The organism is Arsenophonus endosymbiont of Aleurodicus floccissimus, from assembly GCF_900343025.1.
Classification (GTDB): Bacteria; Pseudomonadota; Gammaproteobacteria; order Enterobacterales; family Enterobacteriaceae; genus Arsenophonus.
The window spans coordinates 1-20,554 of record NZ_OUND01000008.1 but is presented as its reverse complement, the minus strand read 5'-3'; the positions used below and the strand labels follow the sequence as shown (position 1 = coordinate 20,554).

The 20,554-nt window shown below is 42.5% G+C and carries 42 protein-coding genes and 7 pseudogenes; 46 read left to right on the top strand and 3 right to left on the bottom strand.

The genetic code is table 11. From position 1 onward, the window contains the following. The first annotated feature begins 141 nt into the window (after positions 1–141). From ARADI_RS16485 to ARADI_RS16420, 14 genes are all read left to right on the top strand, one after another. Positions 142–447, top strand: a complete 306-nt coding sequence (locus ARADI_RS16485; RefSeq protein WP_119712740.1) for a hypothetical protein — start codon at positions 142–144, stop codon at positions 445–447. Then, entirely contained in the window at positions 440–1,099 is a 660-nt protein-coding gene (gene elbB, locus ARADI_RS16480) for an isoprenoid biosynthesis glyoxalase ElbB (protein WP_119712739.1), read from the top strand. The genes ARADI_RS16485 and elbB overlap by 8 nt, the downstream gene beginning before the upstream one ends. A gap of 797 nt (positions 1,100–1,896) precedes the next feature. Further along, the gene (locus ARADI_RS16475; protein WP_119712738.1) at positions 1,897–2,115 is read left to right on the top strand and encodes a hypothetical protein; all 219 of its coding nucleotides are present in this window, start codon (positions 1,897–1,899) and stop codon (positions 2,113–2,115) included. A gap of 135 nt (positions 2,116–2,250) precedes the next feature. Beyond that, positions 2,251–2,583 (top strand): hypothetical protein, encoded by a 333-nt coding sequence (locus ARADI_RS21985; protein ID WP_119712737.1) that lies wholly within the window; start codon positions 2,251–2,253, stop codon positions 2,581–2,583. After that, positions 2,564–2,818, top strand: coding sequence for a hypothetical protein (locus ARADI_RS16465; RefSeq protein WP_119712736.1), 255 nt, complete (start codon positions 2,564–2,566; stop codon positions 2,816–2,818). Before ARADI_RS21985 ends, ARADI_RS16465 begins: the two co-directional genes overlap by 20 nt. Next, the gene (locus ARADI_RS16460; protein WP_119712735.1) at positions 2,811–3,275 is read left to right on the top strand and encodes a TraC family protein; all 465 of its coding nucleotides are present in this window, start codon (positions 2,811–2,813) and stop codon (positions 3,273–3,275) included. The genes ARADI_RS16465 and ARADI_RS16460 overlap by 8 nt, the downstream gene beginning before the upstream one ends. Positions 3,276–3,283: 8 nt before the next feature. Then, the gene (locus ARADI_RS16455; protein ID WP_182853349.1) at positions 3,284–3,421 is read left to right on the top strand and encodes a hypothetical protein; all 138 of its coding nucleotides are present in this window, start codon (positions 3,284–3,286) and stop codon (positions 3,419–3,421) included. Continuing rightward, positions 3,422–3,604 carry a hypothetical protein gene (locus ARADI_RS16450; RefSeq protein WP_119712734.1) on the top strand — a complete coding sequence of 61 codons (183 nt, stop codon included), beginning with the start codon at positions 3,422–3,424 and terminating at the stop codon, positions 3,602–3,604. Between the two features lie 30 nt (positions 3,605–3,634). Then, positions 3,635–3,784, top strand: a complete 150-nt coding sequence (locus ARADI_RS16445) for a TraG/VirB4 family ATPase (protein ID WP_182853347.1) — start codon at positions 3,635–3,637, stop codon at positions 3,782–3,784. A 32-nt stretch (positions 3,785–3,816) separates the two neighbouring features. Beyond that, positions 3,817–3,963, top strand: a complete 147-nt coding sequence (locus tag ARADI_RS16440; RefSeq protein ID WP_182853346.1) for a hypothetical protein — start codon at positions 3,817–3,819, stop codon at positions 3,961–3,963. An 18-nt stretch (positions 3,964–3,981) separates the two neighbouring features. Further along, complete coding sequence (locus ARADI_RS16435; protein WP_182853345.1) at positions 3,982–4,359, top strand: TraG/VirB4 family ATPase; 378 nt, start codon at positions 3,982–3,984, stop codon at positions 4,357–4,359. Further along, the gene (locus ARADI_RS16430) at positions 4,313–4,543 is read left to right on the top strand and encodes a hypothetical protein (protein WP_147392447.1); all 231 of its coding nucleotides are present in this window, start codon (positions 4,313–4,315) and stop codon (positions 4,541–4,543) included. Before ARADI_RS16435 ends, ARADI_RS16430 begins: the two co-directional genes overlap by 47 nt. Positions 4,544–4,579: 36 nt before the next feature. After that, on the top strand, positions 4,580–4,759 hold the full coding sequence (locus tag ARADI_RS16425; RefSeq protein WP_119712733.1) for a hypothetical protein: 180 nt from the start codon (positions 4,580–4,582) through the stop codon (positions 4,757–4,759). A gap of 22 nt (positions 4,760–4,781) precedes the next feature. Beyond that, positions 4,782–4,925 (top strand): hypothetical protein, encoded by a 144-nt coding sequence (locus ARADI_RS16420; protein ID WP_182853344.1) that lies wholly within the window; start codon positions 4,782–4,784, stop codon positions 4,923–4,925. A 143-nt stretch (positions 4,926–5,068) separates the two neighbouring features. Here the strand turns inward: ARADI_RS16420 and ARADI_RS20190 are convergent, their stop codons facing one another. Next, the gene (locus ARADI_RS20190; RefSeq protein ID WP_255420771.1) at positions 5,069–5,197 is read right to left on the bottom strand and encodes a hypothetical protein; all 129 of its coding nucleotides are present in this window, start codon (positions 5,195–5,197) and stop codon (positions 5,069–5,071) included. A gap of 177 nt (positions 5,198–5,374) precedes the next feature. Here ARADI_RS20190 and ARADI_RS16415 point away from each other — a divergent pair, with 177 nt between their 5' ends. From ARADI_RS16415 to ARADI_RS19165, 11 genes and pseudogenes are all read left to right on the top strand, one after another. Then, positions 5,375–5,572 carry a hypothetical protein gene (locus tag ARADI_RS16415; protein ID WP_119712732.1) on the top strand — a complete coding sequence of 66 codons (198 nt, stop codon included), beginning with the start codon at positions 5,375–5,377 and terminating at the stop codon, positions 5,570–5,572. 456 nt (positions 5,573–6,028) lie between these two features. Beyond that, on the top strand, positions 6,029–6,412 hold the full coding sequence (locus ARADI_RS16410) for a hypothetical protein (RefSeq protein ID WP_119712731.1): 384 nt from the start codon (positions 6,029–6,031) through the stop codon (positions 6,410–6,412). Positions 6,413–6,531: 119 nt separating this feature from the next. Then, positions 6,532–6,735 carry a hypothetical protein gene (locus tag ARADI_RS16405; RefSeq protein WP_119712730.1) on the top strand — a complete coding sequence of 68 codons (204 nt, stop codon included), beginning with the start codon at positions 6,532–6,534 and terminating at the stop codon, positions 6,733–6,735. Beyond that, entirely contained in the window at positions 6,732–7,262 is a 531-nt protein-coding gene (locus tag ARADI_RS16400; protein ID WP_119712729.1) for a thioredoxin domain-containing protein, read from the top strand. Before ARADI_RS16405 ends, ARADI_RS16400 begins: the two co-directional genes overlap by 4 nt. Continuing rightward, positions 7,262–7,897, top strand: a pseudogene (locus tag ARADI_RS20185) (TraU family protein). Before ARADI_RS16400 ends, ARADI_RS20185 begins: the two are co-directional and overlap by 1 nt. Position 7,898: 1 nt before the next feature. Continuing rightward, complete coding sequence (locus ARADI_RS20180; protein ID WP_119712726.1) at positions 7,899–8,237, top strand: TraU family protein; 339 nt, start codon at positions 7,899–7,901, stop codon at positions 8,235–8,237. A gap of 10 nt (positions 8,238–8,247) precedes the next feature. Next, the gene (locus ARADI_RS16390) at positions 8,248–8,631 is read left to right on the top strand and encodes a TrbC family F-type conjugative pilus assembly protein (RefSeq protein ID WP_182853343.1); all 384 of its coding nucleotides are present in this window, start codon (positions 8,248–8,250) and stop codon (positions 8,629–8,631) included. A 30-nt stretch (positions 8,632–8,661) separates the two neighbouring features. After that, the gene (locus ARADI_RS16385) at positions 8,662–8,901 is read left to right on the top strand and encodes a hypothetical protein (protein ID WP_182853342.1); all 240 of its coding nucleotides are present in this window, start codon (positions 8,662–8,664) and stop codon (positions 8,899–8,901) included. Then, the gene (locus tag ARADI_RS16380) at positions 8,840–9,109 is read left to right on the top strand and encodes a hypothetical protein (RefSeq protein ID WP_119712724.1); all 270 of its coding nucleotides are present in this window, start codon (positions 8,840–8,842) and stop codon (positions 9,107–9,109) included. The genes ARADI_RS16385 and ARADI_RS16380 overlap by 62 nt, the downstream gene beginning before the upstream one ends. Before the next feature lie 119 nt (positions 9,110–9,228). Further along, entirely contained in the window at positions 9,229–9,351 is a 123-nt protein-coding gene (locus ARADI_RS20175) for a hypothetical protein (RefSeq protein WP_255420770.1), read from the top strand. Then, a pseudogene (locus tag ARADI_RS19165) lies at positions 9,332–10,330 on the top strand (conjugal transfer protein TraN). Before ARADI_RS20175 ends, ARADI_RS19165 begins: the two are co-directional and overlap by 20 nt. Before the next feature lie 30 nt (positions 10,331–10,360). Here ARADI_RS19165 and ARADI_RS16365 read toward each other — a convergent pair. Then, positions 10,361–10,507 carry a hypothetical protein gene (locus ARADI_RS16365; RefSeq protein WP_182853341.1) on the bottom strand — a complete coding sequence of 49 codons (147 nt, stop codon included), beginning with the start codon at positions 10,505–10,507 and terminating at the stop codon, positions 10,361–10,363. A 143-nt stretch (positions 10,508–10,650) separates the two neighbouring features. Here ARADI_RS16365 and traF point away from each other — a divergent pair. The 21 genes and pseudogenes from traF to ARADI_RS22190 all read left to right on the top strand — a co-directional run. Then, positions 10,651–10,917 (top strand): annotated as a pseudogene (gene traF / locus ARADI_RS16360) (conjugal transfer protein TraF); the annotation flags it as partial. A gap of 211 nt (positions 10,918–11,128) precedes the next feature. After that, positions 11,129–11,440, top strand: a complete 312-nt coding sequence (locus tag ARADI_RS16350) for a thioredoxin domain-containing protein (protein ID WP_119712719.1) — start codon at positions 11,129–11,131, stop codon at positions 11,438–11,440. Positions 11,441–11,515: 75 nt separating this feature from the next. Continuing rightward, complete coding sequence (locus ARADI_RS16345) at positions 11,516–11,692, top strand: hypothetical protein (protein WP_182853340.1); 177 nt, start codon at positions 11,516–11,518, stop codon at positions 11,690–11,692. Continuing rightward, positions 11,652–12,177 (top strand): annotated as a pseudogene (locus ARADI_RS20170) (conjugal transfer protein TraH). The gene ARADI_RS16345 and the pseudogene ARADI_RS20170 overlap by 41 nt, the downstream one beginning before the upstream one ends. A gap of 11 nt (positions 12,178–12,188) precedes the next feature. Beyond that, positions 12,189–12,779 carry a conjugal transfer protein TraH gene (locus ARADI_RS20165; protein ID WP_182853339.1) on the top strand — a complete coding sequence of 197 codons (591 nt, stop codon included), beginning with the start codon at positions 12,189–12,191 and terminating at the stop codon, positions 12,777–12,779. A gap of 14 nt (positions 12,780–12,793) precedes the next feature. Next, positions 12,794–12,970 (top strand): hypothetical protein, encoded by a 177-nt coding sequence (locus ARADI_RS16325; protein ID WP_182853338.1) that lies wholly within the window; start codon positions 12,794–12,796, stop codon positions 12,968–12,970. A 125-nt stretch (positions 12,971–13,095) separates the two neighbouring features. Next, positions 13,096–13,266 carry a hypothetical protein gene (locus ARADI_RS16320; protein WP_182853337.1) on the top strand — a complete coding sequence of 57 codons (171 nt, stop codon included), beginning with the start codon at positions 13,096–13,098 and terminating at the stop codon, positions 13,264–13,266. After that, positions 13,217–13,798 (top strand): conjugal transfer protein TraG N-terminal domain-containing protein, encoded by a 582-nt coding sequence (locus tag ARADI_RS20160; RefSeq protein ID WP_119712715.1) that lies wholly within the window; start codon positions 13,217–13,219, stop codon positions 13,796–13,798. Before ARADI_RS16320 ends, ARADI_RS20160 begins: the two co-directional genes overlap by 50 nt. Before the next feature lies 1 nt (position 13,799). Continuing rightward, complete coding sequence (locus ARADI_RS20155) at positions 13,800–14,234, top strand: conjugal transfer protein TraG N-terminal domain-containing protein (RefSeq protein WP_182853335.1); 435 nt, start codon at positions 13,800–13,802, stop codon at positions 14,232–14,234. Further along, positions 14,235–14,366 carry a hypothetical protein gene (locus tag ARADI_RS20150; RefSeq protein WP_255420768.1) on the top strand — a complete coding sequence of 44 codons (132 nt, stop codon included), beginning with the start codon at positions 14,235–14,237 and terminating at the stop codon, positions 14,364–14,366. It abuts the gene before it with no gap. A 39-nt stretch (positions 14,367–14,405) separates the two neighbouring features. Then, entirely contained in the window at positions 14,406–14,735 is a 330-nt protein-coding gene (locus tag ARADI_RS16305) for a hypothetical protein (RefSeq protein WP_119712713.1), read from the top strand. 148 nt (positions 14,736–14,883) lie between these two features. Then, positions 14,884–15,027 carry a hypothetical protein gene (locus ARADI_RS16300; protein ID WP_182853334.1) on the top strand — a complete coding sequence of 48 codons (144 nt, stop codon included), beginning with the start codon at positions 14,884–14,886 and terminating at the stop codon, positions 15,025–15,027. After that, positions 15,005–15,391: a hypothetical protein gene (locus ARADI_RS16295; protein WP_119712712.1), complete on the top strand. Its 387-nt coding sequence runs from the start codon at positions 15,005–15,007 to the stop codon at positions 15,389–15,391. Before ARADI_RS16300 ends, ARADI_RS16295 begins: the two co-directional genes overlap by 23 nt. A gap of 499 nt (positions 15,392–15,890) precedes the next feature. Further along, a pseudogene (gene traT, locus ARADI_RS19150) lies at positions 15,891–16,621 on the top strand (complement resistance protein TraT). Positions 16,622–16,708: 87 nt separating this feature from the next. Next, entirely contained in the window at positions 16,709–16,870 is a 162-nt protein-coding gene (locus ARADI_RS16280) for a hypothetical protein (protein WP_182853333.1), read from the top strand. 207 nt (positions 16,871–17,077) lie between these two features. Then, entirely contained in the window at positions 17,078–17,344 is a 267-nt protein-coding gene (locus ARADI_RS16275; protein ID WP_147392444.1) for a hypothetical protein, read from the top strand. Continuing rightward, a complete protein-coding gene (locus tag ARADI_RS16270) occupies positions 17,325–17,489 on the top strand; it encodes a type IV secretion system DNA-binding domain-containing protein (protein WP_238149559.1) in 165 nt (54 codons plus the stop codon). The genes ARADI_RS16275 and ARADI_RS16270 overlap by 20 nt, the downstream gene beginning before the upstream one ends. Positions 17,490–17,675: 186 nt before the next feature. Beyond that, a pseudogene (locus ARADI_RS19145) lies at positions 17,676–18,500 on the top strand (type IV secretion system DNA-binding domain-containing protein). A 39-nt stretch (positions 18,501–18,539) separates the two neighbouring features. Further along, complete coding sequence (locus tag ARADI_RS16245; protein WP_182853329.1) at positions 18,540–18,701, top strand: hypothetical protein; 162 nt, start codon at positions 18,540–18,542, stop codon at positions 18,699–18,701. Positions 18,702–18,704: 3 nt separating this feature from the next. Continuing rightward, positions 18,705–19,498: pseudogene (gene mobF / locus ARADI_RS21420) on the top strand (MobF family relaxase); the annotation flags it as partial. Positions 19,499–19,549: 51 nt separating this feature from the next. Next, positions 19,550–19,903 carry a relaxosome protein TraM gene (locus tag ARADI_RS22190; RefSeq protein ID WP_500782825.1) on the top strand — a complete coding sequence of 118 codons (354 nt, stop codon included), beginning with the start codon at positions 19,550–19,552 and terminating at the stop codon, positions 19,901–19,903. A 27-nt stretch (positions 19,904–19,930) separates the two neighbouring features. Here the strand turns inward: ARADI_RS22190 and ARADI_RS16225 are convergent, their stop codons facing one another. Next, the gene (locus ARADI_RS16225; protein WP_119712704.1) at positions 19,931–20,419 is read right to left on the bottom strand and encodes an Hsp20 family protein; all 489 of its coding nucleotides are present in this window, start codon (positions 20,417–20,419) and stop codon (positions 19,931–19,933) included. Positions 20,420–20,554: the final 135 nt, after the last annotated feature.

The following is a 20,554-nucleotide window of genomic DNA, read 5'->3' as shown; positions in this document are numbered from 1 at the left end:
TGGTATAAATATTATGATAAAGAGAATTCTTTAAGAGTTTTTCAATATGATGTTTTGTCGGCTGAAATGACATTATAATATGTAAAATCAATGGGTTGTTATCATTATAGAGGGAAGTTACAAGAACTCAGGTCAATTTTAATGACAGATAACTTGGGTCAGACAGACAAAATTAAAACAAGAATAACAAATATGTTGCAGCACAGAACATCAGCTTACATTCGAGAGTTCAATGCTCTTCATGCCCCTATAAGAAGTTTGGGGAGTTGGTATCAAGAAAATTTTGATTTCCCAAATTTTTTAAATGAGGTTTTTATGATAGTGTTTGATGCACGCTTGGGAGTTGAAGATAAGATCCGTGATATTTCCAATTATATGGAAAAATATCAAAATAAAACAACACTTTTGTTAATCGCTGAACTTAAAAAGAGAGGTTTCAATGGCTAATTTAAATGTGGCAGTCATATTATCAGGATGTGGTTATCTAGACGGCGCAGAAATTAATGAAGTTGTTCTTACTTTACTTTCTTTAGAAAAAAGAGGGGTTAATTATCAATGCTTTGCTCCTGATATAGAACAATATCATGTTGTCAATCATTTAACAGGTGAGCAAACGTCTGAAAAAAGAAACGTTTTAATTGAATCAGCCCGTATAGTAAGAGGGAAAGTAAAGCCTATTACAGAATGTGATTCTTCGAATTTTGGTGCACTTATTGTACCTGGTGGGTTTGGGGTTGCTAAAAATCTATCAACCTTTGCATTTGAAGGTAGTAATTTCAAATTACAACCTGATCTTTTGAAGATTTGTCAAAGTTTTATAGGAAAGGCTGTTGGTTATATTTGTATTGGTCCTGCATTATTACCAATTATTTACGAAAAAAATATAAAATTAACAATAGGTAACGATAAAGATACAAATGATATTATAAAGAGTCTAGGAGGATCTCCAGTTAATTGTGGGGTTGCTGATGTGGTTGTTGATAACGAAAACAAAATTGTCTCTACACCTGCTTATATGTTAGCTAATAATATTAATGAGGCTCATCAAGGGATAGATAAATTGGTAGAAAAAACATTAGCGTTGGCAGAACATAAATAATGTTTTATTTAGTAGCACTCTTTATTTTATTAAATTTTATATTATTAATTATTGTTTTTAATCAAAAAAACAGGATATCAATTATCGTATTGTATACGATAGAAAAAATCGGAGAGTGTTCATAAATAACTTTATTATCATAGTTTCCTTCAGAGAGGGAATTATGATAATAAGATTTTTAATTATTTAGCCAAGAATGAAAATAGGTTTATTAATTACGATGAACTGAACAACGAAATCTTCAAAGGAAGACAAATTGATTTAAATAAAGTAGTAGACTCAATGAGATTTAAAGTGAATTTAAAAAAAATTCTATTCACTTATGATAGTCAAAAAATAATGTATCACCCAAGTAAGTTAGCTAAAGTATCAAATATTAAGTTAACAACTTAAATATAAAATAGAGATATATTCACCTCAGATCTTTATCACACCCCATCATTACTAAATAAAATTCATCTATTTCTTGAATTTTTTGTGAAGTAAGTTGTCTTTTAACTAAAATTTAATCTCTATCACATTCTGACTTTGAAATAAAAGAGTCAGAATTTTCAGACTTCTTCTGATTTGTCGATTATTTATATTTTTTGTTTTTTGCTAGCTAATATATTTGTAGCTACTTTGGCTATTTGTTTAATTCAAATGAACTAATAAAATTAAATTAATATTATAAATTAAGGATTATTGATAATGAAAAAACGATTAGATTAGCAATCTATAACTGTTATTAAGAATTATCACGGCACCACGTTAAGTTTTTATTTAATTTAATCATTAACCGTTTTAAGGAGACTTAAATGAACGGCAAAGTCACTTCATGCCTAAAAAACCCTTTCACTGTGGGTGCGGTAGCTATCCGCAAAGTGTTAAAACAACAAAAATCATTATTAACGATGACGTTTTTCGGAATATTAATGCTATTTTCTGCCATGCGGGTCTATGCCGATCCGCCAACAACAGGGGATTTGTTCAGTGGCGGCAAGGATGTAGTGAAAAGCAATTTTGGAAAAGGCTAGACCGTTGTCTGGATTTTGTACGTACTCGAAATTTTGGCTGTAATTTTTGCTTATGTAAAAACCAAGAATCTAGCGGTCTTTGGTGGGATTGCCGCGGTGATTGTGTTTGTTAACGTGGTCTTTGGGTTGATTTAAATGGATGCCGTTTCTCGCTATCAGTTTCCGACCACACTGACGCATCAGCGCCGTTTTTGTGGGTTGCCGATGGATGAGGTGGTGGTTTATTTACCCCTTATTGGCTGTGCGATTTTTGTTAATATGTGGATATTTGCCCCAGCCATTAGCCCTCAGCCTTTATTGGACTTCGTCGTCTTAAACAAGGCAAAGGAAAGGGTCAAGTTATCTGTTGGGGCTGGCGTACTGGTGTTTACCGACCTCGATTATGCGTTTTTTTATCACTGTTTTACCCGAGAGTTTCAAACGGTACTGGATAGCGTGAGGCGCGAGCATGGATTATCAACTGCGTAAGTCATCACAAAAACAACTGGCTATTGGAGTTGTGGCCTGTGCGGTGATAACGGTGCTCAGTCTGAGAATTTGTTACCAATCGCTGAAGCAAAACAGAGAGTTGACTTTTCAGCTTCTTGATAATCATCAAACGATTATTACCCCCATGGTTGACCATAAAGGCTTTAGTTTTTACGGCACACGTGGTGACGCTCATTATCTTCGCCTGATGGCCTTAAGTTTACTTAATCCGTGAAATTCGGCGTAATCTGTTAAGTGCACTCAATGCCTCTGACATTCATGCAGAAAATGCGTCAATTGCGCGCTTTTTGCAGATGATGAGGGAAATGATTAACCCTGATACAGAAAGATTAACCTCACACGACGCTGAGTGGATAGAAGACAAAGGTATTAATCATCAGATTGTGCAGAGCAACACCTGCTACTGGTTTAAGACTGGCTATATCGAAATTACCGGTCGCAATGAAGAAGATGAACCGTTTTCCACCCGGGCTATTCACTTTAATCTCGACAGTAATCCCAGAGAGCACTATCTCTGGCAAAACGGCATCCGTTGCCCGTTTGTGATGAGTTTTATCATTCAAACCAAAGATCAGTCCCGTAGTCAGGGTGAAGCCAATAAGAATTTCTTGAATTTAGAGCAAAAGGTCGCCTCCTCCTACGCCAAATATATTCCCTCAACCAAATGCTAGCACGCGGAATGGAAACACTTGCGCGAAGGCTTGCTGTCCGGTTATTACTTTGGGGTCACCCTATTTGTCGTGATGATGAAAAGGAAGCAGCCAAAAAAGCGTTTGCCATGCAGGGACTCAATATGGTGAGGGCGGATTTAGTATAGATGCGTAATTTCCTGGGTCACCTACCTTTCTCGGTGGGCGATAATCCGAAGCTCTGGAAAGACTTTTTAAAAACCGGTGCAATTCAGCGTGCAGAGTCTTTTCAGGCGGTCAATCTCATGCCGATTATCGCTGATAACAAACTCATTCAGGCGGGGATAGTGTTACCGAGTTACCGCCATTAACTGGCTTTTCTGGATATTTTTGATGGCAGCTTGCCTAATACTAACTTTAACTGGTTTGCATCCGGTACCGCAGGGGCGGGGAAATCGGTGCTGGCACAAACGATTGCGAGACAAGTGTTAGATAGTGATGGGTATTCGTCCATCTTTGATATCGGGGATAGTTACAAAGCCTTTTGCTAGAGTGTCGGGGATACCTACATTAACGGAGAACATTGCGCTTTAATCCGTTTGCCGATATCACCGATATCACCTTGAGTGCCGAGCGCATTCGTGACCAGTTGTGCATTCTGGCCAGCCTTAATGGATTAATGGATGAAGTGCATGAATCGTTGATGCTGGAAGCTATCACTGAATCCTAGCCGGACAAAAAACAGGATATGCGTATCGATGATGTGGTGGAATATCTTAAAAACCATCGCCGGAAAATCCAGGAGGCCAGTCGTATCACCGGTCGCATCGATGAAATTCTGGTACTACTCAATAAATACACCACCAAAGGGATATACGGCAAATACTTTAACAGCAGTGAGCCGACTTTAAAACCTGATATGCGCTTTGTGGTCACCGAACTTGGGGGACTGAAAGCCAATCGGCATTTGTTAATGGCGGTGCCATTTACGCTAATGCTTTGGTCAGAAAACCTGATGTACAACACGCCGCGTAGCTTACGCAAGATGAACATCATTGATGAAGGCTGGAAACTGCTGGATGCCGAAAGCCCCAAAGTCAGAGCTTTTATCGAGTACCGCTCGTAAACATAATGGTTCATTTGGTACCTTGACCCAGGGTATCCGTGATAAAAACCTCAGCACCACGTCACTAGCGTGTTATGACAATAGCAGCTTTAAATTTACCATGATGCAAGACGTAAAAGCCTTTACCACTTTCCAGAAAGAAGAACCCTCTACTTTTAACGAGATGGAATGGGCATTAATTTAAAAATTTCCCCCTGCCAGTCGAGCAGGGTTTAGTGCCGTGCATTTAAGCGTTGGCGGTTACAGCAGTTTTCATCGATTGATGCTCGACCCGTTAAGTAATGGGCTTTTTTCTTCCCGAGGCGATGATTTTACCTATCGGGAAAAACGCCTAAAAGAAGGTGCAAACATCAATGACATTATTTTTGAAATGGCACAAAAGAAAGCCCTGTGTTATTAGCGAAATTAAAACAGGTGAAACCGTGAGGGAGGAGAAGTGGATTGGACATCATAATCATCACGGCGTTGATAATCATTGCATTGTTGTGTGTGCTTCTCAAGTTACATCCCCAGTCAACGTGGCGCTGGGTAATTTACGGGATGCTAGTAGTAGCGATGATCACTGAATTTTTCATGATTTCAACAAGTATTCGGGATATTACCCAAACATACCATGGAATAGGGCTTTAGGAAGCAACTGTCATCACCTTAACCGATTAATTTTTTGGAGAAACCCAAATGCAAAAAAATAATTGCATTACCCACAGGATTAACGAAAACGCATGCAATAAGGAAAGCGATCACCTTCACTTTCGCTTGGTTTTTCATTCTGTTGGTGTCTTGTTTTTATACCGTTGGGGTAGGTGCAGGCGGGATATCGTTCAACACTGTCACCCAACTAACAAAATAAAATCCCGACCTTCAGATCATCGCGTTTGTGTGGGGAATGACTTAGGTACTCTGGATTTTAGGTATTTTTTGTTTGGGATTAGAAATGGTTGAATATTACTTCTAAAAATCAACCAAACCTCGTTGGGTCACCGTCTGGTTAAAGCCTAACCCCGATTTCAAATGGATGGTTGAATTGACTGCTTGCAATCTCGGACCGGATGTCAGTCAAATTCAATTGTTCGCCGCTAATGTCAATCTGCCCTTACCGCTGATATTTTTCCTTTCTTTAGGGCAATCGGCGTTAGAGATTTCAGGTTTATTTGCCATATTAGGCGTGACGACGAAGCTGAGTGCGCTGAAAAAGCCCGTCAAAAAGGCCTAAGCGCATGAAAACAGCCGCCATTATTAATTTTATCACGGGGAGCTTATTAGGTGCTCTGCTGATTATTTCCGCACAATACTAGTTTTTTCCGCCGACGAACATTGTCACTTTTGATATGAAGAAGACCACTGACCGTTTTTTAGTGCAAGTGAGCAAACTGGATTTAACGGAGGTGCAAAAAGACTAACTCATTGCGAAATACAACAACACCTTGAAGGCTGTTTTAGAAAAAGAAGCTAAAGGTAACACGTTAATATTGGTGAGCTGTGCGGTGATGGCAGGGGGTAGTGGATAAAACGGCTAATATCTAGCAAAAAATTGTCGAGGCGATGAAAAATCATGAATAAGTGGCTGCCTTTTGTCGGTCTTTTGATAAGTTTCAGTGCGGGAAGTTTGGCAACTGAAATCGGCACGTTTGGTGATGTATGAGGGATAGCTGAACAAAATCTCCTTACCGTGATAGAGGAGCAGGTTGAAAGTGTTTTTTTAGGCAACGAGGAAAAAATTCACCATGAATGGCGTGAACGGGTAACAAAAAATGCCGAGCGGTCGGAGCCAGTTCAGGGACTAACAAAAGCGCTAAAAAATACCACGCGGACGTTTGACCCCAGTTTCACCGTCACCAAAGATATTCGTGACCACAAGGGCACCATTTTTGCGCGCAAAGGGCATAAGGTGAATCCCTTTGATATCACCCGTTTTAATGAAATGCTCTATTTCATTGATGGTGATGATAAAAAACAGCTTGCCTGGATAGCAACACAAAAACCCGCGACCGCTATTAACAAAATCATTTTGGTGAACGGAAATATTAAAACCGCCGCGGAGATCTTAAATTAGCGTATCTACTTTGACCAGGGCGATGTTTTGGTTAACCGGTTTGGCATTGAGAAATTACCCAGTGTAGTGGATGAAATGCCGAATCAATCCTTACTCAGAATTACTGAGGTGGCAGTGAAATGAGTGGGTTTGAACCGTCAGGTTTAAATCAGAATACAAAAGCAGGAGATTTTATGAAAAGCAGTATCACCGTGGGTTTATTAATGAGCGCATTACTGTTACCGGTTGCGGTATTGGCCGAAACAACACGATGTACGCCCAAAGGTTGTAAAGCGCTGACCGCGGAAGAAGCCAAAAAAAAAGCGCAATTGAACAAATTATGACAAATTATGGCGGTATGACGCCGGTAATCAATGCGAAAGGGAGCGTCAGCCTTAACGCGGTTTATAACTATGCCTGTGCCGATTGTAAAAAAATGGCGCCGATTGTATTAACGCTGGCAAAAAACACCCCGATATTCGCGTGGTATTTAAAAATACACAAGGGAAATTCGTCTGATTCTCGCCTGGCGGCACAGGCTGAACAAAAGGTATGGATATTGCAGGGAGAGGCTGCCTTTACGCACTATTTTAGCCAGCTATTTAAGGGTCAATCGGTAAAAGAAGCGATGTTTGGGGTGGGGATTGCGTTTGCTGGCACGAAAGATGAATTTTTGGGATGGGATGTATTCAGCGACAAAATAGCCAGACAAACCAGACATTACCTGGAAGTGTTAAATATAAAAACCACTGCCGCTTTCATTGTGACTGCCACCAAAAACCCAGACGTAAGCAACGCAACGAAGTTGACTTGTGTTGTCGATGAAAAAACGTTATTGGCTGCCATTGAAAAAGCGAAGCGAGGCGAATAATGAAAACGCGACTTTTGCACTTATTGTTTGCTTTTTTGCTACTAACTCCGATGCTATCGGCAAAAGCGTCATTGTGTGAGGGTCTCTGGTTCAATCCCATTACCGATATCTGCTGGCGCTGTTTGTTTCCGATTAGCCTTGGCAATATCAGCTTAAATAGCAGTGAACTGCGGGATACGCGCAATCCCTCCTCCCCAATTCAGTTATGTCCTGCACCACCGCCGTTATTTCAGCGCATTGGCCTTACGATAGTTTTCTGGGAGCCGTTTGCTATGACCGATGTGCATGGTCAATATGGGTGGTTTCACTATCCCGATTGGGCAGATTGTATGGGAAAAGGGACAAAAGGCGCGAATGAAAATCCAAGCGGGATGCATCACGTTCACTGGTAAAAATATCCTTTGATTAGCTGGCGCAATATCTTAACCGCCATTGGCTGCATGCGAGGTGGGGAATATGACATTGGGTATCTTTCTGAACTCGACCCGATGTGGATGGACGACAATCTGGCACTTTTTACCAATCCAGAGGCGCTGCTATTTGGCAACAGCATTGCCCAGCTAGCCTGTGCTGCGGATGCGATTGCTAGTGAAGCCCGCTTGCCACTCGATGCGCTCTTTTGGTGCGCGAGTTAACATGGCTCCATGTATCTCTTTTACGGGCAGTATTTATTCCGAAAGCAGCGGCATTAATAGTACGTTGGTGCTTACCGAACGCATAAATTTCAAATTACATCACCAGGGCATGATTTGGGACACTATCGGCGAAAACAAGGCAGTGTGTCAGGAATACCCGACCGTGATTATGCTGAAAAGCCGTTACCGCTATCAGATGGTCAATCCCGTACCGGATGTCAATCAGTGTCATCCCACCGGTCGCAGTGTCATTCGCTGGCAAACTGGTAAAGAAATGCCCAATACCAAAAAGAACTACGGCTATCTGGTGTGGGAAAAACGCAACTGTGTGGTGCTTTAAGAGGATGAAAATGCGAAAACTACCATTATTTTCTATTAATTTTGCTGGCTTCAGCCACTACACAAGCAGAAAAGGGTATGCCATTAGCAAGCGTACAGCAAGAAACCGCTTATTTTTATCATCCAGCATCCCTGAAAAAACGTTATTGCCACTATTAAAATCGGCGCAGGTAAAAGGAATTCCAGTCTATTTTAATGACCTGATTGACAACAGTATGGAAAAAACGGCGCGTTACCTGCTCAATCTGATGCAAAAATATCAGGTAGCGGGTATTCAAATTGACCCGCTGCGCTTTGATAACTATGGCATTACCCAAATCCCTGCGCTGGTTAAACGCTGTGGCAAGGATTTTGATATCCTGTATGGGGCCTCAGTGGCGTTGGTAAAGGATTAACGCAGATTAATCGTCATAGAGCGTGCCAGGATGAATAAAACACTAACCGTGACACTCCTTATCCTTGCGATGACGGATTCTACCAACAATATGGATAATGCGGCGAAAGAGGGATATGACCTCGCTGAACAAACGCAAAAGCAGACTGAATCTGCGCTAAAGGATTTTCAGCCACAAAAAGAACTCCCTAATTTTACCGCCAACCCGAATGAGGCCGATTTTTATCAACATTCATCCAAAAATAGGCAATGCTGCCAATCAGGCCCTTAATGACGGTGAATTAGGTAAACTCGCCCGTGAAACCTATATCAACAATTCCAAAGATAAAATCAACTGGCAATCGGATATGGTGAAAAATACTCAGACGATACAAGAAAATGCTGAAGGTATCACAGTATTCAACGCTGAGCAATGCAGCAAAAAAACATTAGCCAGTCGAGGTTTAAAGAGCATGTTTGTGAGCGGGGGAAAACGATAGTCAGTACCTGTACCAATACAGCAAGCGTTGAGTGGACAAGTGAAACGTAAACCAGAACTGTCACGCGGAAATATCAATTGCGAAGCTTGCCTTATCACAAGGAAGGGAGGCGGTTTGTTGTGGTTATCACGCCGGATGTGGATGGCACGATAGAAAAAGTAACTTACTCTCACCCAGCTTGTTACCGTTGCTACGACGGCATGGAAATTTCAGGGCTTGACAGTGATTTTTTATTGGGTTGAGTCAAGACAGACGCTTAGTGGAGAACTGAATATTACTGACCGAAAATTCAGTCAAAGTCGACCCATCCTATTTTCACGCAAAAATAGAGATAGATCGAAAAGATATCACTTTAATATCCCCGCCAAATTAACCTTACCCTTTACCGTAAAAGTCAACGAAACAATCTGGCATCCAAAAGTCGTTTGGACAGTGAACTGCCCAGTTGATAAAGCCAATGCCGTCAAAGCTAAAACCTGGTACAGTCAAAAAGGGGAGACCTGTTATGTCGTTAAAGACGGCAAACGTTATCCTGTCACGCTCCCTTACTGGCAACAATCCGAGGAGTGGGTGGTTTTTGAAAGGGATGATAATACCTGTGGTCGTTGGGAGAAAGACCCGAATTGCAGTAAAGGGTCGCGCCAGTGTTTGCAGAAAATCGGCAATTTGTGCGTCAAGGAATCGGTGAAATTCCAGTGCCAGCAAACCACACAGGGGGAAGGTTTTCTTTGTGGCGGCTCAGACGGCAAATGTGTGGCCATTGCATCCGGTAAAAACAATGATTTTGGTGAGGCGGTATCGCAATTGGCAGCACTCGCTAAAGCCGATAAAGATATCAGTGGGTAGGGTGAAAATATCAGCGCCTTTACTGGTAAACCGATGGCCTGTCGTAAAACGGCGATTGGTAAAGCCAAAGAAAAAGGGTTGGCGGTCGATGTGGGGGAATTTTGCGCTGAAGACGTGCTAGGGGTGTGTTTGCGTAAAAAGCACAGCTATTGCGTGTTTGACAGCAAACTCGCGCAGATTGTGCAAGCCCAAGGTCGGGGTGGTCAATTAGGTGTGGGATTCGGTAGCGACAAGCATCCCGATTGTCGCGGACTGACCATTGACGAGTTGCAACAAGTTAAATTTGATACGCTCGATTTCACTGAATTTTATGATGAGCTTAATAGCAAAACAACGCTACCGGATAGCAAAAAGCTTACTGAGAAAATCAGCTAGCAGATTAAAAGCGAATTACAGGGGCGAAAATCATAAAACACGCCCTGTTAGGTTGCTTGTTGTTATCGGCGGTAGTGACCGCAAAGCCCGATGATAGCTATCACTATTCCCCTGCGGCCGGTTAGCAATGGTATAACGAACCCGCACCGCAACAGGAAACGCAGGAATCACAGTCATCACCACAAAAACCGCCCTCAGTCGTGGAAACTATGCAAAAAATCAAAGCCCTGGGCGATGAATTGCGCAATGCCAGCGGTACTCGATCCAGAATCGCCGGAGAAAGTCGCGCGCTTGATAGCGTTTAAAGCTACTGGTCGGATAACGTCAGCCAGTTCTCAGCCACCTGGCAGAAGGTGCTATTACTGAAACCGGAACTCGATTACAACAACCGTTATTCCCATTATAACGTGACTGCAACCTTGTCTTACGCGAGCGAGCGTAAAGCCCAAGCCAGTGCAATTAAAGCGGTCAATGAACGCTATGGGATCTGTTTCTTCTATCGCGACCAAGGTACTGTTGGACACCCAATTAGCGAAGGCGGTGCAGGAATTTGCCCGGCAATACCAGATGGCGGTGATGCCCATTAGTGTTGATGGTGTGATAATCCCCTAGTTATTTCATAGCCAGAAAAACCGAGGACAAGCAGCAAAAATGCAAATTCGCTATTTCCCCGCACTCTTTTTGGTAGACCCAACAACGGGGAGCCTATCATCCACTGGCCTATGGCTTTATCAGTCAGGATGATTTAGCCAAACACCTGTTAAACCGTGTCACTGATTTTGCGCCGAGGGATTAACCATGAAAACGATACTTTCATTTTTATTGCTGATGCTGACATTATCGATTGCCGCCGGTACGCTCGATGAAATCGCAGCACTCGAAAAGCACAAGACGGCGGTATGGAATGACACAACGCAACAGCGAATAGCGCAAAAAGCGAAGCTCCGGACCTTTCGCTTATCAAACGGAAAGGTACTTAACATTACTCATTGGCAAATCGTGCATTTTATGAAATCGGATTGTCAGTATTGCCAGCAGTTTAACCCGGTTCTCGGTAGCGTCGCTGAGCAATTTAACCTGCCGGTCTTTGTGTACAGTTTTGACGGGTAGGGTGATAGTAGCTTTACCAACGTATTACCGGTAACGCCTGAAGTCATTGGTGAGCTCTTCCCTGAATTACCGCAGGTGACGCCCACCGATTTTATTGTTAACACCCAAACCCTGGTCGCTATTCCGTTTTCGCAAGGCATGCTGAACGCTACGGCCTTCGTTGACCGACTTGAACAATCTTTTCTGCTTGCTGAAAAATTGGAGTATTGTAATGAAAAACCGCAATCCAATAATCGCCCTGATGCTGTTTGATGCTACAGCGCAAGCGGGTATCAATGAAGATTTAAACAAGTTCTTCCAAGAGCTCGATAGCGTCAGTGGCGCAAATGTTACCCAAGCGGCGGCCTGGCAGGGGCAGGCGGCAGGGTATTTAACGGGTTGGTCGCTGTCGCTGTTTCTGCGCAACCCAGTCAGCCAAATCCAGCTTATCTCGGGCACCTTACCCGAAGTGAAATCCGGTTGTGGGGGCATTGATGCTTATCTGGGATCATTTAGCTTCATTAACTCCGACCAGATAAAAGTGATGGCCAAACAGATTTTAAGTAATGCCGCCGGTTACGCCTTTGACCTGGTGTTAGAAACCGCGCTGCCGCAAGTCAAAGCACCTGAAGAAGCTGGCCACTGATATCAACACCACCAATATCTCCAACTGTCAGGCCGTTCAAGGCATTATCGGTGGCCGCGCGCCAAAAAATCAGACCAACACACAACATATTTGTCAGGATATCGCGGGGTAACCCTCGCGTTTTTGCTGATTGGGCAGCGTCCAGCCAAGGGTTGTGGCGTGGGCAATGAAAGCAATAAAGTGTTTAACCATGCGAATGCAGAAGAGCAAAAGCGGATACCGCGTAATCGCAATTTAACGTGGAGTGAGTTTGAGAAAATCAATCAGTTTATCAGTAGTGATAGAGAATTAAAGGAGCTGATGATGTCGCTGGTAGGCGCCGTGATTTATGGCAATTTGGGAGAGTTATCGGTTTTGCCAGGGCTAGGAGCAAGTGACAGCGTAATGGACGCGATTTTAAAGGGTGGCACAACGGAGGTTTATCGTTGTGACAATGTCACGCAGTGCCTAAAGCCCGCGAGGAGCAAAATCACAGTGACCGCCAGCCATGGCATGATAGCACAAATCCAAACGTTGTTGTCAAGCCTGTTTAAAAAATCCACAAGCGATATGGCATTAACCGACAAGGAGACAGCCTTGATTGGCAGTACGCGCGTACAAATCCCGCGCTACGTGATTGACAGTGCCTCATTAAGCCTTGATGAATCGATTGTCACGTCGCTTGCTGAGAGTATATCGCCAGCGACATGGTGGTCAGCTATATCGACGGTCTGATTGATTTGGTGGAGGTGGCTAGCGCTGGGAGCCTTAATACCGTACACGAGAAAATGGCACAACGCTTAACCAAAATGCGCATTAATCAAAATCATCTGCTGGAGCTTGAGCGTAATTTGCACTATTTGCGCCAGCAACTCCTATCTGGTTTATCTTCCCGATTGATGAGCAACTATCAGTTTGGAGGGTAAATGGTGTTAGATACCTGGTTTATTAGTGGCGGCGATATGGTGACCCAAACCTTAATTGCTCACGCCCAAAGTCACCTTGGTGGTCAATGACTTAACGAGACCGGATAAAATCAATTGGGTGGATAATGTCCCGGTTGGACTGGCTACCCCACTTTAGCTACTTACCGGCATCTGCCATTCCGTGGCGAGCTTCTATGATGATTTTTCCATCTCCCCGACAGTGTCGCCTACAGCAAAACCGGCTTGATGTTTGGCCAGAAATTGATGCAGAAATCGTTAACCTTTCACAGCCATAGTCCTGAAATTAACGCCAATTTCAGTGAATACGTCAAAAACTGTGTCATTTCCGATATTCAGCTGAATCATAAATACAATGTAAGCCAGCTACTCAATACCCGCGATATTTATAGTCTGATATTTTCCAAACCCAGCCCCTTAAGAGGGATTTACTATCAGGTTGGGACTGAAAACACCGAAGCTGCACGCAGTCAGTTTATGACCTGTCAGCAAGCCACGGTGAAACTCAAATCGCTGTTTAATTTAGATATCACAGGAAGTGGCAGCACGCTGATGTTTTATGCGCGTAAACTCTTTCCAGGCCGACACGATGCCTCGGCGGTATTACCGCATATGCTTGAAGGTAGCTACAACTACTCTATGAAAGCAAGCCAATCTGCTGCCGATATTTTAAAACAGAACATCATGATAGCGGGCTTGAGAAAAGGCTTTAACACCTATGCAGCAGCGATGAATGACCACTCAGGGTTAAATCTCATTACCATCGAACAATTCGCTAGCCAAAATGCGATTATCCGAACAGGTCAGTGAAATGCTACCGCAACTTAATACGGTGTTGATGCTGTTGTGTATTTCGCTTTTTCCGATTATGGCATTAGCGCTTTTTGTGCGAGAAATTACCTACAAAGTCATCATTAATTACCTTAACATCATGGGCAGCCTGATGTTATGGCCGGTGATGTTTGCTATCTTTAACCACATTTATAATTTTATGATGGCCACCACCTTAAGTGGGGAAAGTGTGACCTTCTCGAATCTGGACAGACTGACCCAAACAGGCAGCACCACCGCGGGGATTGCCGGCTGGATGATGATGTCGATTCCGTTTTTGAGTTTAAAACTATTCACCTTACTGGGTCAACAGATTGCCAGTGCCGGCTCTTATCTGGGTAACACCCTGGCAGGGGCAACGACCGCGGATGTGTCCGCGGTGGCAGGCGGCAATTACAGCATGGCCAATATGTAGGTGGAAAATATCAACGGCTTTAAAACCGATTTAAACCGCAGTTACAAAGCGGGACTTTTCAGTCAACAAATCGATAATGGTGCTGTGATTAGCACAACCCAAAGTGGTCAGCATATTGTTGATACCACATAAGCCATCTCAAAACTGCCGTTTAGTTTAGACACCAATTCGATGCTCGATACCAGCTTCAGCAAAGTCTTAAACAGTCAACACCGTGAGACCGAAAGCTACCATCAGGGCTTAAAAAGCGCGATTTCGGACACCTACAATATCTCAACCGCGTTAAGTAACCAGTTTAACAAGCAAGGGTCATTTGAAAGCGGGCTAACGGGTCAACAGCGTCAAGCTATTGAAGATATCCAACGACAATCAGAGCAAGCGAAATCTTCTCTTTCATCAAATAACAGTACGTCACGAGAGGATATAACTTCCACGGACAGAATAGATAATGTTTCTTTGGGTATATCAGGTAGTCTTAGTGGCAGTAAAGGTGCTTTATAAGCGAAAGGAGAAGCTTCTTATAGACATACATGGACAGACAAGAACACAGACTCTGCGTCAAAAAGCAATAAAACCTCAGAAGATCTGCAGGTAGCCAGAGATTTTTCTGCCAGCCAATCCGCATCAGTGATAAGAAACATGACCGATAATGATGTTAGCCGGATTTACCGCAAGTCAAACCAAAGAGCAAACGATCTCTGAACAAGCCAATTTAACCGAAACCGAACGCCTAAGCGCTTCACATCGCTTGGAGCAGGAGTTTACCCAGTTTGCTTATTCGCCGTTTAGGTGAAGTCAAGGCACAACGTGAAGTACTGGTGAGTCAATTCAGCGATCGGATTGCGGAAGATATTCGCCATAATCATTTTGCCAGTCAAACAGTAGTCACCAGTCATTATCAGGGTATGCAGGTACCTCATCATGCTAGCCAATATAATCCAGCTGGTTTTAATCAAAGTGCCGAGCAATTGGAAAAAATGGCAAATAAAGGCCAGATTCGGCAACACCAAACCATCATTAACCCAGAAATGGGTGAAAGAAACACGGTTAGTTTGATTGAATCTGCAGAAGCCAATACCGGTGAATACGCAAAAGCAATACGAGCAAAAAAAAACCGATTTTGGCCACAACGTCCAAACCCACCCAGGATAGAATAATCGCCAATGAAAAGGCGATAAATAAGGAAAAATCGACTAATATTAATAGATATGAAGAGAAGGGGGGGGGATGAAATTTTTAACCTTTATCATCATGATAATTACGCTGGAAGCATTATGTTTGTTCTTCTTTAAATAGACCTTTTCTATGATTAGTATGTCAATCATAACAGTTTGTGGTTTTCTTTTTTTTACTGCAAAAAACTGGAAAACCTATAACAAAGTAATAAAAACGGGGGTAATTGGAATATTTTGTATTGGAATAATGCTTATTTTCTTAAAAGAACACCTAAATATAACACCAAAAAATACTGATTCGGTGATCGATGAGCTTTATGTATTACCTATTACCTTCTGTTTTATTTTATTAGTTATGGCTGTGTTTTTATCAAATTCAATGCTAATAATAATTCGCATAATATATTAAATGATGACTTTGATTATAATCCTGCTACAGGGCTTCCTATGTGTGGTGGTCTTGATGCAAGTGGTAATCCCTATGGTGTCAGCGATGATTAAGTGTTTAATTTTGGTCAGTTTCATCTCAACTTCATTAGCCATGACTGGTTGTAGTGCAGTCAGCACGGCAGTTAAAAAACGTAATTTGGAAGTAAAAACCCAAATGAGTGAAACCATCTGGTTAGACCCTGCTTCCTAGAAAACCTTTTACCTGCAAATCAAAAATACGTCCGATAAAGAGATGTCTGGTTTACCGAACCTGATTCGAAAAGCAGTTGAAGCCAAAGGCTATACGGTGGTGAATAATCCTAATACCGCCTATTACTGTATACATGCCAACGTGTTAAAGGCTGATAAGATGGACTTAAGAGATGCCCAACGCTTTTATTGCAAGGTTATGAAGGCGCAGCGGTAGGCGCAAGGACGATGGCTTATAACGTCGATTCCACTGGTGGCGCATTAGGTGTTGGATTAGCCGCTGGTCTGGTTGGAGCCGCGGTCGATGCGATGGTGGAAGATGTGAATTACACCATGATCACCGATTTGCAGATTAGCGCATTAAGTAAAAACAATAATGTGACGGTAAATGATATCGCACGTCTTAAACAGGGTACCTCCGGTTCTTAATTGCAGACCAGCACCGAAACTACCAACCGTTATAAATACCAGACGCGCATGGTTTCCAATGCCAACAAGGTGAACCTGAAATTTGAAGAAGCAAAACCGGAACTGAAAAACCAGTTAGCCAAAAGTATCGCCAATATTCTTTAATTTTCTGACCATCTGATAATAAAAGCTCAGTTAACGTCACTTTATTAATAAAAAATTGGGCTTCCTATCACTAAGGAGCATCTGATTATGAGTCTTGATGCCAGAAACATGACCCAGGGCGGTCAGGTGATTAAATACATGGTCGCGATGTTTATGCAGATAGACAATATCGTGGCTTTCTGGGTAATTATCGCCACGGTGATGGTCTTTTTTCCACCATCGCCTAGTAAATCCCTATCGAGAAGATGATACGCGGGTTAGCTTATTGGGCAATGGACACACTTGTCCTACCTCTATAGGAAGCGATTGGCACCAATGAAGGCGGCACCCTCACCTTTCACTGGTTAAACCCCAGAACCGGTCAGGTGGTTGAATTTGAAAAACCGCCCAAGAGGTGCGCCTCGATAGATATTTTATTCATTGCTATATCTTATTGAAAGAAGCGGCGTTCTGGGTGTGGGGTGTCGCCCCTCCTTTACCTTTGTTGGTCTGATTGTTGCGGTGTTCTGGTGGTTAGGTAAAAAAGGCGCTCAGCAACGGAAAAATGAGATTATCGACGGTCGTTATCTGGCAGGGTCAGTAAAAGAGATTAACCGATTCTTAAAAGCCAAAGGCAAGCTCTCACCGCTTAAAATTGGCGATTTACACCTGGTTGAAAACAGCGGAACAACAGAATATTGGACTGCATGGCACAGTGGGAACAGTGAAAAGCACCGTCATTAATGACCTGTTAACGCAGGTAAGAAAACAGCGGAAAAGAGCGATTGTCTACGATAAAGGTAATAACTTTATTCCGCTTTTTTATCAGGAAGGCAAGGATATTATCTTAAACCCAATGGATGCACGTTGCCCGAACTGGGATTTATGACGCGAATGCCAAGACCGCGCCGATTTTGAAACCTTTGCGCTGCCATTATTCCCCGATGCCAAAAGTGGTGACCCTTTCTGGCTGATGTCTGCTCGCCTGTTGTTTGTTGCGCGCGCATTTTGGCCGTTCGATTAAAAAATTGTTGCAGCGGCTAATCTGGTCGATGGCGGTATTGAAAAAACCGCCATGACCATTCGTACCGTGTTAAGTGCTTATGTCAAAGCCTTGTGCTACTGTCAGGGATTGGAAAAAGAAGGCAAGCCGCCTTTCTCCATTCGGGAATGGGTACAAAATGCCGATGAAGATGCCTAGATTTTCATCTCCAGTGATGGTCGTTTGCATGCTGCCTTTGCTGCCTAAAGCCGTTAATCAGCACCTGGCTCAATATCTCCATGCAATCCGTGCTGGCCATTACCGCCGAGTAGAGAACGGCGTATCTGGACGATATTAGATGAGCTACCGAGTCTTTACAAGTTGTCCGTTATTCTCGATTACCTCTCAGAAGCTTGTAAGTTTGGTGGGGCAACCCTTATTGGTATTCAAAACTTCTCGCAACTGGAAGCAAATTAGGACGCTCATGAAGCGCGTGCTATCTGGGATTTGGTCAATACCACCCTATATTTCCGTGCGCCCAGTGGCAGTGTGGCGGAATGGGTACAAAAAGAACTGGGCAAAACCCGTTTACTGAAATTCCGTGACCAATATAGCTATGGGGTGGATACTATTCGGGATAGCGTGAACTTCTTCAAAGAAGATACCCGTGAAAAAATTGTCAGCTTCTCTGATATTCAGAATCTGAATGATTTGCAGTGTTTTGTCTCGCTTCTGGGTGATGTGCCGATTGTCAAACTCACCTTGGAACACAAGCAGTATGAAACGATTGCCGCAGGGAAAATTGAGCGTGATGTATCCGCGATTTTTAATAACCAGATTGAGCAGGAACTCAATAAATCGGGGATTGAAAATAAAGTAGATAAACTGGTCACCGGTCGGAGCAACCAATCAGATTAAAGCAATCAAAACTAGACCAACAACCCTCAAACGATGGAAATGACACTTCCTGAACCCGCACATTATATTGAAACCATTAACTATAGTGGTGTCAAGGCGACTGAACCTATTTCTGTTGTTAAAAACAATGATGTTGTTAAAAACATACAAGAAACCAATATCAACTTAAGAAAAACCCAAACTACCGAGAAGGAGATTTAATCGATGCTCTCGGTTAAAAATCTCACTATTGGCGGCGCTTCCACCAGTGCCAACTATTATGAGGAAAAGGATAACTATTGCTTTGTCGGTGAAGAAGGGACTGGGTGGTTTGGTAAAGGCGCTGAACGATTAGGATTAACCGGTACGGTGGATAGAAACACCTTCAGTCAGGTGCTGAAAGGGAAACTACCGGATGGCACGCAGTTAACCTTTAATAAAACGGGGAAGAATCAGTATCGACCAGGCTATGATTTAACCTTTTCTGCCCCCAAAAGTGTCTCGGTATTAGCCCTGGTTGAAGGCAATACTGCGGTGCTTGACGCACATAAACAAGCGGTGGTATCAGCCCTCAAAGAGATTGAAAATATACGCTCAATCCGTACAATGCCAAAAGGGGTCACATAAACGGAAATGACCTGCAATACAATTGCTGCCCTTTTTCTTCATACCACTAACTGCAATCTCGACCCTCATTTATATACCCATGCCTTATTAGTCAATGCCACCTGGTCAGATAAGAAAGGCTTGAAAACATTGTCATCGGATAAAATCAACCGCAATGGATTTAACGAAATTATCCGCGATTTACAGATTACTTTTGGGTCTATTTATCGCCAGTATCTAAAGGAAAGTTTGCAAAAGCAGGGATTTTCTTTTGTTTCAACGGGAAAAATAGCCTATGGGAAATAGAAGGCGTGCCAACCGAACCTTTTTCATCCAGACGCAAAGAGGTTGTTGAGGCAGTAGGTGAAACCGCTTCCGCCAAACAAAAAAGCGCCGCCGGGTTAGCCACCCGTAAGGCAAAAACCTTTACCGATATTGAGACGCTGCATAAAGAATGGCAAGCGGTGCTCGCAAAAACCGGTTATTGCGCGAATAAAGTAAAAAAAGCAGAAATCGTTAACCCATCAACGCCAAAGGTTATGTTAAAAATTGGCGCAAAAGTTTTAAAGAAAAAAAGAGAAAATGGAGGTAATCAAGATATTAGTTTGGATGAAAAACTTGCTCTAATTGCTGATGCTGTCCTTAAAACAGAATTAAGAGTTGATTCTATGTTTGAGTTTGCTAATACCAAACCTCAAGATATTGATCAACGAATGATGAATCAATATTGCTACGATGTAGTAAAGAAAAAATCCAGTGAAGTAGATTACAAAGTTAATTATTTTTTTGAACAGAAATACGGTGATTTTTTATTTTAAAGCCCCTAATTTTAGGGGCTTTAAAAGTTATTTTTTGTGCTCAATAACTTCTGGCTGAGATGTTTGACCAATAGCGATTTTTTGTGGTTTTTGTTCTTCTGGTATTTCGTAATTACAAGTCAATGTTAGTAACCCATCGGCTAAGTTGGCATTTTGGATTCTTATACGATGGCCAAGGTCAAAACTCATCGAAAATCCTTTTTTCTCGATACCTTTATGTAGCCATTTCTCTGTTTTGCTATCATTACTCTCTTCTTCTTTCTCCGTTTCACTTTTGCCGCTGATAGTCAGCTTATTATTCAATACTGATATATCTAACTCGTGTTGTTTATAACCAGGAACCGCTACTGTGAGTTCCAGATTCTCTTTATCTTTTTGGTATAAATTGTAAGTCGGAATATCTGATAACGGTTTTTCACCGGTTATTCGGCTAAACAACTTATCCATTTGGGTAAATCGGTCGGATAACAGGTTATCACTGAGCATAGGAATAAGAGAAAAAGAACGATAAGCCATATTGCCCTCCTTTTTGCGCTTATTGGCTTTACTTTTTAAATAAGAACTCTCCTCATTATTTTCATAGTGTCTAATAACTATTTTTTACGAAAATAATTGTTGCATTAAATACAAAAGTATGACTTAATTAAGCCT

Bases quoted from the DNA above. Each gene is read 5' to 3' on its own strand.
- ARADI_RS20180 (WP_119712726.1), top strand. From the start codon at position 7,899: ATGGCTCCATGTATCTCTTTTACGGGCAGTATTTATTCCGAAAGCAGC.
- ARADI_RS16280 (WP_182853333.1), top strand. From the start codon at position 16,709: ATGAGTCTTGATGCCAGAAACATGACCCAGGGCGGTCAGGTGATTAAA.
- ARADI_RS16385 (WP_182853342.1), top strand. From the start codon at position 8,662: ATGAATAAAACACTAACCGTGACACTCCTTATCCTTGCGATGACGGAT.
- ARADI_RS16350 (WP_119712719.1), top strand. From the start codon at position 11,129: ATGAAAACGATACTTTCATTTTTATTGCTGATGCTGACATTATCGATT.
- ARADI_RS16455 (WP_182853349.1), top strand. From the start codon at position 3,284: ATGGAAACACTTGCGCGAAGGCTTGCTGTCCGGTTATTACTTTGGGGT.
- ARADI_RS20160 (WP_119712715.1), top strand. From the start codon at position 13,217: ATGTTTGGCCAGAAATTGATGCAGAAATCGTTAACCTTTCACAGCCAT.
- ARADI_RS16405 (WP_119712730.1), top strand. From the start codon at position 6,532: ATGAGTGGGTTTGAACCGTCAGGTTTAAATCAGAATACAAAAGCAGGA.
- ARADI_RS16435 (WP_182853345.1), top strand. From the start codon at position 3,982: ATGCGTATCGATGATGTGGTGGAATATCTTAAAAACCATCGCCGGAAA.
- ARADI_RS16305 (WP_119712713.1), top strand. From the start codon at position 14,406: ATGCTCGATACCAGCTTCAGCAAAGTCTTAAACAGTCAACACCGTGAG.
- ARADI_RS16465 (WP_119712736.1), top strand. From the start codon at position 2,564: ATGGATTATCAACTGCGTAAGTCATCACAAAAACAACTGGCTATTGGA.
- ARADI_RS16450 (WP_119712734.1), top strand. From the start codon at position 3,422: ATGCGTAATTTCCTGGGTCACCTACCTTTCTCGGTGGGCGATAATCCG.
- ARADI_RS16415 (WP_119712732.1), top strand. From the start codon at position 5,375: ATGGTTGAATTGACTGCTTGCAATCTCGGACCGGATGTCAGTCAAATT.
- ARADI_RS16225 (WP_119712704.1), bottom strand. From the start codon at position 20,419: ATGGCTTATCGTTCTTTTTCTCTTATTCCTATGCTCAGTGATAACCTG.
- ARADI_RS16400 (WP_119712729.1), top strand. From the start codon at position 6,732: ATGACAAATTATGGCGGTATGACGCCGGTAATCAATGCGAAAGGGAGC.
- ARADI_RS16430 (WP_147392447.1), top strand. From the start codon at position 4,313: ATGCCGAAAGCCCCAAAGTCAGAGCTTTTATCGAGTACCGCTCGTAAA.
- ARADI_RS16475 (WP_119712738.1), top strand. From the start codon at position 1,897: ATGAACGGCAAAGTCACTTCATGCCTAAAAAACCCTTTCACTGTGGGT.
- ARADI_RS16245 (WP_182853329.1), top strand. From the start codon at position 18,540: ATGACACTTCCTGAACCCGCACATTATATTGAAACCATTAACTATAGT.
- elbB (WP_119712739.1), top strand. From the start codon at position 440: ATGGCTAATTTAAATGTGGCAGTCATATTATCAGGATGTGGTTATCTA.
- ARADI_RS16300 (WP_182853334.1), top strand. From the start codon at position 14,884: ATGATGTTAGCCGGATTTACCGCAAGTCAAACCAAAGAGCAAACGATC.
- ARADI_RS16485 (WP_119712740.1), top strand. From the start codon at position 142: ATGACAGATAACTTGGGTCAGACAGACAAAATTAAAACAAGAATAACA.
- ARADI_RS16320 (WP_182853337.1), top strand. From the start codon at position 13,096: ATGTCCCGGTTGGACTGGCTACCCCACTTTAGCTACTTACCGGCATCT.
- ARADI_RS21985 (WP_119712737.1), top strand. From the start codon at position 2,251: ATGGATGCCGTTTCTCGCTATCAGTTTCCGACCACACTGACGCATCAG.
- ARADI_RS16390 (WP_182853343.1), top strand. From the start codon at position 8,248: ATGCGAAAACTACCATTATTTTCTATTAATTTTGCTGGCTTCAGCCAC.
- ARADI_RS20155 (WP_182853335.1), top strand. From the start codon at position 13,800: ATGCTACCGCAACTTAATACGGTGTTGATGCTGTTGTGTATTTCGCTT.
- ARADI_RS16365 (WP_182853341.1), bottom strand. From the start codon at position 10,507: ATGACTGTGATTCCTGCGTTTCCTGTTGCGGTGCGGGTTCGTTATACC.
- ARADI_RS16380 (WP_119712724.1), top strand. From the start codon at position 8,840: ATGAGGCCGATTTTTATCAACATTCATCCAAAAATAGGCAATGCTGCC.